9 protein-coding genes and 2 pseudogenes are annotated in these 8,843 nt (G+C 63.3%); 5 read left to right on the forward strand and 6 right to left on the reverse strand.

Annotation, left to right across the window (positions count from 1 at the left end):
- Positions 1–535: 535 nt before the first annotated feature.
- Positions 536–1,048 carry a manganese efflux pump MntP gene (locus tag ACS8YF_RS13770; protein WP_353213718.1) on the forward strand — a complete coding sequence of 171 codons (513 nt, stop codon included), beginning with the start codon at positions 536–538 and terminating at the stop codon, positions 1,046–1,048.
- A gap of 16 nt (positions 1,049–1,064) precedes the next feature.
- Here ACS8YF_RS13770 and ACS8YF_RS13775 read toward each other — a convergent pair whose 3' ends face one another.
- Positions 1,065–1,391, reverse strand: a complete 327-nt coding sequence (locus tag ACS8YF_RS13775; RefSeq protein ID WP_440850724.1) for a hypothetical protein — start codon at positions 1,389–1,391, stop codon at positions 1,065–1,067.
- Between ACS8YF_RS13775 and ACS8YF_RS13780 the strand changes: the two genes are divergently transcribed.
- Positions 1,378–1,797 (forward strand): ZIP family metal transporter, encoded by a 420-nt coding sequence (locus ACS8YF_RS13780; protein ID WP_440850725.1) that lies wholly within the window; start codon positions 1,378–1,380, stop codon positions 1,795–1,797. The genes ACS8YF_RS13775 and ACS8YF_RS13780 overlap by 14 nt on opposite strands.
- A gap of 87 nt (positions 1,798–1,884) precedes the next feature.
- Here the strand turns inward: ACS8YF_RS13780 and ACS8YF_RS13785 are convergent, their stop codons facing one another.
- Positions 1,885–2,289, reverse strand: a complete 405-nt coding sequence (locus ACS8YF_RS13785) for a MerR family DNA-binding protein (RefSeq protein ID WP_353213523.1) — start codon at positions 2,287–2,289, stop codon at positions 1,885–1,887.
- A gap of 138 nt (positions 2,290–2,427) precedes the next feature.
- Between ACS8YF_RS13785 and ACS8YF_RS13790 the strand changes: the two genes are divergently transcribed.
- Complete coding sequence (locus ACS8YF_RS13790) at positions 2,428–3,042, forward strand: cation transporter (protein WP_440850726.1); 615 nt, start codon at positions 2,428–2,430, stop codon at positions 3,040–3,042.
- Positions 3,039–4,022 carry a cation diffusion facilitator family transporter gene (locus ACS8YF_RS13795; RefSeq protein ID WP_353213525.1) on the forward strand — a complete coding sequence of 328 codons (984 nt, stop codon included), beginning with the start codon at positions 3,039–3,041 and terminating at the stop codon, positions 4,020–4,022. The genes ACS8YF_RS13790 and ACS8YF_RS13795 overlap by 4 nt, the downstream gene beginning before the upstream one ends.
- A 242-nt stretch (positions 4,023–4,264) precedes the next feature.
- Here the strand turns inward: ACS8YF_RS13795 and ACS8YF_RS13800 are convergent, their stop codons facing one another.
- From ACS8YF_RS13800 to ACS8YF_RS13810, 3 genes and pseudogenes are all read right to left on the reverse strand, one after another.
- Positions 4,265–4,912, reverse strand: coding sequence for an alpha/beta hydrolase (locus ACS8YF_RS13800; protein ID WP_198025206.1), 648 nt, complete (start codon positions 4,910–4,912; stop codon positions 4,265–4,267).
- 206 nt (positions 4,913–5,118) lie between these two features.
- Positions 5,119–7,116 (reverse strand): annotated as a pseudogene (locus ACS8YF_RS13805) (heavy metal translocating P-type ATPase).
- A 16-nt stretch (positions 7,117–7,132) separates the two neighbouring features.
- On the reverse strand, positions 7,133–7,405 hold the full coding sequence (locus ACS8YF_RS13810; RefSeq protein WP_037339290.1) for a metal/formaldehyde-sensitive transcriptional repressor: 273 nt from the start codon (positions 7,403–7,405) through the stop codon (positions 7,133–7,135).
- Between the two features lie 66 nt (positions 7,406–7,471).
- Here ACS8YF_RS13810 and ACS8YF_RS13815 point away from each other — a divergent pair, with 66 nt between their 5' ends.
- Positions 7,472–8,671, forward strand: a complete 1,200-nt coding sequence (locus tag ACS8YF_RS13815) for an MFS transporter (RefSeq protein ID WP_051883524.1) — start codon at positions 7,472–7,474, stop codon at positions 8,669–8,671.
- A gap of 11 nt (positions 8,672–8,682) precedes the next feature.
- Here ACS8YF_RS13815 and ACS8YF_RS13820 read toward each other — a convergent pair.
- A pseudogene (locus tag ACS8YF_RS13820) lies at positions 8,683–8,843 on the reverse strand (cation transporter); the annotation flags it as partial.

The following is an 8,843-nucleotide window of genomic DNA, read 5'->3' on the forward strand; positions in this document are numbered from 1 at the left end:
GCTGAAAACCGACGCTCTGTACGCCTGCTGACGCCACGATCGGCTACTGGACAGGGGTAAACGAACCCCTTGAATGCCCATGTTTCGAGTTTTCACACAGCCTGGATCGACTCCGGCTGGTGGACCCGCTTGGCGGATCGTGCAATCTGTTGGGTTTTCACAGTCTGAATCATATTGGGTAAGTCGCCTTGCAAAGCCTTCTAGAACTGGGATTCTTCCGACAACTCAACATGATCCGGAACTCAACATAAACGGTAAAAATCGTACGCTAAGCCCTCGGGCCGTTGCGATGACTGAAGAACTCTCAACTCAGACAAGCTGAAGCTTGACGCCCCGTCAAGATCATTACCAGCTTTGCCACGGGTAAGCAATATAGCCACGACTTAATATAATAGCACTGTAACAAATTGATTTGCATGGTATTTCGAGGCGCGATGCGCACATCTCTATAAAGCTGCTTCCGAGCTGTTGCGGCTCTTTAATCGGTACTCGCGTGTCGTTCATCACTTCGTTGTCGCTCGATCTGAGTTTGTCCATGGACGCATTCGCGGCCTCCGTCGCGCAAGGCGCCAAGACCCGGAGCACCCGAACACGAGAAGCATTGCGTAGGGCCTGTTATTTCGGCTCTTTCGAGGCCCTTACTCCCGTGATCGGATGGACTCTGGGCGCGCTGTTGGGCTCGGCGATGGCGCATATCGATCATTGGATCGCGTTCGGTTTGCTGGTGGCGATCGGCCTCAAGATGATTCGTGACGCTTGGCGCGCGTCCGAACGCGCGCAACGTCAGAGCGGCCCGGGATTAGGTCGGATGGCACTATTGGCGTTGAGCACCAGCGTGGATGCAGCCGCGGTCGGCGTAACCCTGGTCGTGCTGCAAATACCGATCGTCATGGCCGCCCTCGTGATTGGTAGCACGACATTTGTCATGACCTGCGCGGGTTTCATGCTCGCCGGGCGTCGCATGCCGCGCTATGCGGAAGGCCTGGGCGGCCTGTTGTTGATCGGTATCGGGACGCAAACCCTGCTCCAGCACATGGTTTTCGGTTAACACCGGGCGGACCTTTTCAGCCGAACTCGAACATGTATCTGGACGCACTGCTCTTTACCTTGATCCCCGTCGCTGCGGCTGCGTTTTCGGGGCTCGTCGTAACCATTCGCACGCCGGGCGAGCAGGTCACCAGTGCCGTGCAGCACTTGGCCGCGGGCGTAGTGTTCGCCGCCGCGGCGATCGAACTGGTGCCCGGCGTACTCCATTCGGCGCCCGGCCCGGCCATCGTGGGCTTCGCGATCGGGATCGCGGTCATGTTCGCCTTGCGGCAGTTCAGCGACGCCGCCGAGCGGCGCTCGAAACGGCGCGGTTCACCAGTGGCGATTGGCTTGATCGCAACCATCGGCATCGATTTCTTGATCGACGGTGTCGTCCTGGGCGCGGGCTTTGCCAGCGATCGGAGCACTGGCATCTTGCTGACTATCGCGATTACGCTGGAATACTTGTTCGTCGGCCTGTCCGTGTCCGCCACACTGCCGACCCGGTCGCCTTGGGCATTGATCGGTTTACCCACGATGCTGGCCTTGCTGACGTTAATCGGTACGGCGATCGGTGTGGCTACACTCACCGGCGCCTCGAAGCCGGTCATGGCCGCGGTCCTCGGTTTTGGCGCCGTGGTCTTTATGTATCTGGTCACCGAGGAACTACTGGTCAAAGCGCATGAGCAAGGCGACACCGCGTTTGGCTCGGCCACATTCTTCGTGGGCTTTCTCTGCTACCTGCTGATCGAACAGGCGATGGCGTCTTGAATTGACGGCGCGAAGGCGAATGGTGATGCAAGCCGCCGAAGCCGAAGAAAAAACGGTCCGAGTCCCGGCGCGTCTGTTTTTGGTTAATCAAGCGATGTCGGTATCGGACAAAGCGGCCAGAATGCCGCACTCATGCACCGGATGCTCGCCGTCGCAGGCCCGCTGCAAGTGCGCCAGGCGCGTCTCGAGGGCTTGGAGTTGGGCGATGCGCTGACGCACCGAACGCACCTGTTCGTCCAGGAGCGTATCGATGGCTTCGCAAGGTTGCTGTGGATGATCGGCCAGCCGCAGGAGATCGCGAACCGAGGCGATGGAAAAACCCAGCTCCCGGGCGCGGTTGACGAACGCGAGGCGTTCGACGTCGCCCGCCTCAAAGTAGCGATAGCCGTTGTCACCGCGTCGCGCCAGCGGCAGCACACCCGCGCGCTCGTAATAACGGATGGTGGATTGCGGGCACGCCGCACGGCGCGCGGCTTCGGCGATGGTGAACATGGGCGTTGTCCGGTGTTGACCTTAAAGCAACTTTAAGGTTGACGATACGACAATCAACGCGCAACGGGAAATATGATGCCTTGTTGCTGTAACGAAGACGACGCCAATTTGCAACGCTTGCGCGGCCGCCAGGCCCGCATGCTGTGGGCGGTGCTCGTCATCAATGCCGCCATGTTTGGGGTCGAGTTCAGCGCCGGCTGGCTGGCCGCCTCGACCTCGCTGATGGCGGGTTCGCTGGATATGCTCGGCGATGCGCTGGTTTATGGTCTGAGCTTGTTCGTGGTGGCTAAAAGCACCCGCTGGAAAGCGACTTCGGCCGGCGCCAAAGGCGTGTTCATGCTCGGCTTTGGTCTGCTGGTGCTGGGTCAGGCCGCGGTCCGGGCGATCGTCGGTGATGTCCCCGAGGTCGGCATCATGGCCGCCGTCGGATTGCTGGCGCTGGCCGCCAACATCGTCAGCCTGGTGCTTTTGACCCGCCACCGCGATGATGACGTCAACATGCGCTCGTCCTGGATCTGCTCCCGCAACGATCTGATCGCCAATGTCGGCGTCTTGGTTGCTGCGGCGCTGGTCGCGCTTACCGGGACGCTTTGGCCCGATATTGCGGTGGGTGTCGTCATCGCGGGCTTGTTCGTGCATTCATCGATCGGCGTGCTGCGCGATGCCCGCGCGAAGTTCACTGAACCCAGCGACCCGCCGGCGGTTGAGGCGGATGGGTCGCAGCCGCTCAATCATTCTGGAGTTCACTCATGAGTCACGACCACAATCGCGGCCATGACCACGGTCACGGTCACGGTCATCATGACCATAGCCACGCCATTTCGGCCAACGCAGACCGACGCTACTTGTTCACCGCGCTCGGCCTGCTGGTCGGGTTCATGGTGGTCGAAGTCGTGGTCGGTCTCATCGCGCAGTCCCTAGCGCTGATTACCGACGCCGGCCACATGCTCACCGACGCCGGCGCCATTGGCATGTCGCTGGTGGCGATGCGCCTGGCCAGCCGGCCCGCCTCGGGGCGTTTCACGTTCGGGCTCAAGCGGGTGGAAATCCTGAGCGCTCAGGCCAACGGCCTCACGCTCTTGTTGCTATCAATCTGGTTCGTCATTGAAGCGATCATGCGGCTAGTCGAACCGCCGGCCGTCGATGGCCTGCTGGTGGGCATCGTGGCTATTGTCGGCGCGATCGTGAACATCGCGGCGGTCATGGCATTGAGCCGGGCCAACCGGGAAAGTCTCAACGTCGAGGGCAGCTTCCAGCATATCCTGACCGATCTCTATGCGTTCATCGCCACCGCCATCGCCGGTTTCATCATTTGGGTGACGGGCTGGTACCGCGTGGATGCGCTGGCCGCGCTGATTGTCGCCGGCCTCATGGCCAAGGCCGGTTACGGCCTGGTGCGCGAGTCCGGCCGGGTCTTTCTGGAAGCCGCGCCGGCGAATCTGCACCCGGAAAAGCTGGATAGCGCCATACGCGAAGTCTCCGGGGTGTTGGATGTCGACGACCTGCACGTCTGGGAAGTGACGTCCGGCATGCCGTGTGTGTCCGCCCGGATCTGGGTTGCAGCACACGCGGACTGCCACGCGATCCGGCATTCAGTCGATGCCATGCTCCATGATCGTTTTAGCGTCGAACACAGCACCCTACAGACCGAGCATCAGCGGGATGACGCCGAACCGGCAAGCGACCGCGAAGGGCCGGGTGATGCCTGCGTGTTCGGCGGCGCCAGCGCTTGAGTGATCCGCAAACTGCTTAACGGCATTAGCGGCTTAAAAAGGGCGTGATCGCGTTCGCAACGGCGTCCGGAAACGCCTCGTGAACGGCGAGCTTGCCGGGGTCGAGTCGCCGGGTTTCGACTCCGGTAACTCGGCCAATGCCGCTATGTCAGCGCGTGACTTTGGCGGCGTTTCCTCGCCATACACGACCAAGATCGGCACCCGCGCCCGACGGGCCAGATCGAAAAACGACGCGCGGCTTGTCACCGGTCGAGACCGCCACTGACAAAACGCACGGAGGCGTGCCGGGCGCCCGGTGCGCGAACGACGGCGCGTTTTTCAGCCAGCCGATCGCCGGCCAGCCACTCAGGATCGCTGTAGACGTGACCTTTAACCATTTTGTCGAGGATCGGCCGGCTCACATTGAGCCGATAAAGAGCCGGTCCCAGCACGGGCATATCGAATGCCGTGCGGATAGGAGCGAACCAGGGCCGTTGGCCACCCATCATGGTCGGCAAGGGGCCACGCCACGTCGGCGCGATCAGAACGAGCTGGTCGATCGTGCCCGGGCGCTCGACCGCTTGATGCAACGCATAGGTGGCGGCGTGGCCGGCAGCAACGACAGCATGCGGCGGCTGCGCTATCCGATGCAGGGCGTCATCGAGGAAGGCCGACAGCACTCGTGGCGTCCAATCCACGCGTGGCCGCGGCCGGTCGCCGAATCCGGGCCAGTCAATGGTCGTAGCGTGAAACGCCGGCGCGAGCCGATCCATAAGCGGTCGCATTTCACCGCGCGTCGAGATCGAACTGAGCGCCGGTAGTAGGACCACGGAGCAACCGCCGCCGGCGGCCTCCATGCCGAGAGTCACGTCAGCGCCCTCCCAGGTCCAGTCTAGGGTGTGAGTCGCCATCGTGGGTTCTTCCGTTAGCGGCGCACCCGGCGCGGGGTACGTTTCGCCTCGCGCCGGCGGCGTTCGGCCAGAACGCGTCGGCGCTTGGCGTCGGTGAGTTGGCGCCACCGGCGAATTTCCGCCGCGGTGCGCAGGCATCCGACACACAAATCAGTCTTGCGATCGAGCTTACAGACGCCGACGCAGGGCGAGGCGACCGCCACGCTTCAGGCCTCGGCCGCTTCAGGTTTGGGGATGGCCGTCGGCGTCGTGGTTTTCTCGGGCGCGGGCAACAGCCGCGCTGAGTTGAGGATGAACACCAGTTCGGAGACGACATGAATCGCCGCCGCGAGCAGCGGATTGAGAAAGCCCAAGGCCGCCAGCACGATGCCGATGGTGTCGACACCGATGTGCCGGCAAAATTCTGCCAGATGATGCCCCGCGTGCGCCGGGCCACGGCGAGGGTCTCGACGAAACTCTCGAGGTCGTTGCCCAGCAGCACCACGTCGGCGCTTTCCTGGGCCACGTCGGTACCCGAGCCCATAGCGATGCCGACATCGGCCCGCGCCAGCGCCGGTGCGTCGTTGATTCCGTCGCCCACCATCGCGATCTTGTGTTTTGGACCCACGAGCGCCTGGACGCGTGCCAGCTTGTTCTCCGGCAGCAGTTCGGCCTCGATGTTCTGGATGCCGAGGGTACCGCCGACCGCATCCGCGACCCGGCGGGCGTCACCGGTGAGCAGGACGATGCGAATGCCCATGCGATGCAAGGCATCGACCGCGCGTTGGGATTCCGGCCGGACGCTATCGGCGATCGCGATAGCGCCCAGCAGGCGCCCGTCGCGGGCCACCAGGATTTCCGAGCCGGCCGCGTCCTGATCCAAGGACGCGGGTACGTCGATCCCGTTGTCCGTCATCCAGGCCTGGTTGCCGACGAGGACGGTCGCGTCAGCGACCTGCGTTTGATGCCCCGGCCCGGGTGTAGTCAAAACGCGTCGGCTCGGCCACGGAACGGCCCTGGCTGCGGGCGTAGGCGACGATCGCCTTGCCCAGCGGGTGCTCGGAGCGCAGTTCAGCCGCCGCGGCGGCAGCGAGTAGTTCGTCGCCGGTGATGCCGGCCACGGGCACGAGCCGCTGCACTTCGGGGCGACCGAAAGTCAACGTCCCGGTCTTGTCGAGCACGACCGTGTCAACCTGGCCCAAAGTCTCCAGGTGCACGCCCCCTTTGACGATGGCGCCCAGCCGCGCCGAGCGGCCGATCGCGCCGAGGATGGCCAGCGGCGTGCCGGCGGCGATGCCGCAGGCCCCGGCGACGATGATCACGGAGATCGTGGCATAGATGTCGCGCGTGATCAGGAAGGTCAGGACGGCCGCGCCGAGCGCAAAATACACCAGATAACCGGCCAGGCGATCGGCCAGCCGCTGGACTGGTGCGCGGGATTGCTCGGCGGCCTCGACCGCTTCGATGATCTGGCCGTAGCTGGTGTCCCGACCGAGCCGCTCGGCGGCGATCTCCAGCGCGCCGGACTGGTTGATGGAGCCGGCGAAGACCTTTGCACCCTCGGTCTTCTCGACCGGCATGGATTCGCCGGTGATGCGCGACTCATCGACGAACGAATGCCCGGAAAGCACGATGCCATCGACCGGCAGCCGGCCACCGGGCGCTACGAGGATGGCGTCACCGACCGCCAATTCCTCGGAGGCGACGGATTGAACGGCACCGGCCCGCCGGACCGAGACCTCATTCGGCAGGAATTCGACCAGATCGCGGATCGCTTTGCGACCGCGCCCGACAGTCAGGCCTTCCAGTACTTCGGCGACCAGCACGAACAGAGTGATCACCAGCGCCGTGAAGAATTCGCCGATCGCCGCGGCCGCCGCGATCGCGATCGTCATCGACAGCTCCATGGTCATCCGGCGCTCGACGACATTCTCGAAAGCCTCCTTGAGAATTGGCCAGCCGCCGATCAACAAGCCAGCGATGCCGATCAGGCTGACCGCCGCAAACGGCTCCCAGATACGAAACCACACCAGCGCGGCCACGACCGCCACAACCGCAATGCGCGCCGCTTCCGGCCACTCGAACGGATGATCGTGGTCATGCCCGTGTTCATGATCGTGATGATGAGAACCATGCCCATGATGGGACGAGGCTTCCGGCGCGGTCGTGCGTGTCTCGGCGCGATCGGCGAGTGTGTCGTGCTGGGTTGTCTGCGGGTCGGACATGGCGGTGACTCTGGCGTTATTTGAGGTAAGCGCGCACGACATCGATGAGTTCGGCGGCGCCCTCGGATCGCTGCTCGGTCGTCAGTTCCGCGTCGGCGACGTGCTCCTGGATGTGGTCCTCAACCACTTCGGCCATCAATCCGTTGAGCGCACCACGCACGCCGGCGATGCGCTGAAGCACGTCGGCACAACCGTTTTCGTCTTCGAGCGCGCGCTCGACGGCTTCCATCTGGCCGCGGATACGCCGTACCCGGTTCAACAGCTTCTTTTTCTCGCGCGTCGTATGCACGTCGTTTTCTCTCCGCTTCGTCTCACGATAGTATGGCCCCCTATATTATCAATCAAGGGCGACGTTATGACAGAAAAGCCCATCGCGGGCCTTTGGCGCAATCGGGTCTATCGACATCTGTTTGCGGCCCAGATCTCGGCCCTGGTCGGCACCGGTCTGACCACGATCGCGTTGGCGCTGTTGGCCTACGACCTGGCCGGTGGTGATGCCGGCCGTGTTTTGGGCATCGCTCTGGCCTGCAAGATGGTCGCTTATGTGGCCATCGCCCCGGTGGTGGGCGGCTATGCCCAACGCTTGCCGCGCAAGACGTTGCTGGTAACGCTGGACCTGCTGCGGGCCGGGTTTGTGTTCTGCCTGCCGTGGGTAACGGCGGTGTGGCAGATCTATGCTCTGATCTTTCTGTTGAACGCCTGCTCGGCGGGCTTTACACCAGTCTTCCAAGCCACCATCCCCGAAGTGGTGACGGACGACGCGCAATACACGCGGGCATTGTCGGCCTCGCGCTTGGCTTACGAGCTCGAGAATCTACTCAGCCCGACCCTGGCGATGGCGCTGTTGTTCCTGGTGTCCTACAACCAGTTGTTCATACTCAACACGCTCGCCTTTCTCGGCTCGGCGGCTCTGGTCGTAACGGCTGTCCTACCGGTCGCTGCCGCTGAAACGACGTCGATCAATGTATGGCAGCGGGTGACGGCCGGCATACGCCGATATCTGGGTAATCGTACGCTGCGTTCGGTGTTGACGCTCTACGCGGGCGTGGCCGCCGCCGGGGCCATGATCATCGTCAATACCGTGGTCTATGTACGCGAAACGCTGGGCGGCGGCGATGTCCAGGTCGCCCAAGCGTTCATCGCTTCGGGCGCGGGCTCGATGCTCGCCGCATTGTGGCTGCCGCGCTGGCTGGATCGCTATTCCGAACGCGGCGCGATGCTCGCCGGTGGTTTGTTACTGGGTTTAGCATTACTGGTCGGAGGCATCTGGCGGCCCGGCTTTGCCGGCCTGCTCGGACTCTGGTTCGTTCTGGGCATCGGCCTCGGCTTGATCCAGACCCCGGTCGGGCGCCTGTTGACCGCCGCCAGCGACCCGTCTACTCGTCCGGGTGTGTTTTCGGCCCAGTTTGCCTTGTCGCATGCGTGCTGGCTGATCGGCTATCCACTGGCCGGCGTGCTGGGGTCGGCGTTCGGGCCGCGCCCGGCCTTGCTGGTGCTCGGTGTCATTGCGTTGGCGGCCTGGGCCTTCGCTGGTCGTTTATGGCCAGCCGAATGAAGCAGAGGCGATCAAACGTCGACCGACGCGCGTTCTTTGCGTGCGGCGTCCCAGATGGCCTTCGCAGCATCGGCGTTCATGAAAGCGATACCGAGCCCGACGATCAAATCGGGCCAGCCGGAGCGCCATACCAGCGTGATGAGGCCCGCGATCATGATCGCAATGTTCGCGA

It is taken from the genome of Salinisphaera sp. SWV1 (genome assembly GCF_052044155.1).
In the GTDB taxonomy this organism is placed as follows: Bacteria; Pseudomonadota; Gammaproteobacteria; order Nevskiales; family Salinisphaeraceae; genus Salinisphaera.

Bases quoted from the DNA above. Each gene is read 5' to 3' on its own strand.
- ACS8YF_RS13775 (WP_440850724.1), bottom strand. From the start codon at position 1,391: ATGGTTGCGATCAAGCCAATCGCCACTGGTGAACCGCGCCGTTTCGAG.
- ACS8YF_RS13815 (WP_051883524.1), top strand. From the start codon at position 7,472: ATGACAGAAAAGCCCATCGCGGGCCTTTGGCGCAATCGGGTCTATCGA.
- ACS8YF_RS13770 (WP_353213718.1), top strand. From the start codon at position 536: ATGGACGCATTCGCGGCCTCCGTCGCGCAAGGCGCCAAGACCCGGAGC.
- ACS8YF_RS13800 (WP_198025206.1), bottom strand. From the start codon at position 4,912: ATGGCGACTCACACCCTAGACTGGACCTGGGAGGGCGCTGACGTGACT.
- ACS8YF_RS13790 (WP_440850726.1), top strand. From the start codon at position 2,428: ATGCTGTGGGCGGTGCTCGTCATCAATGCCGCCATGTTTGGGGTCGAG.
- ACS8YF_RS13785 (WP_353213523.1), bottom strand. From the start codon at position 2,289: ATGTTCACCATCGCCGAAGCCGCGCGCCGTGCGGCGTGCCCGCAATCC.
- ACS8YF_RS13795 (WP_353213525.1), top strand. From the start codon at position 3,039: ATGAGTCACGACCACAATCGCGGCCATGACCACGGTCACGGTCACGGT.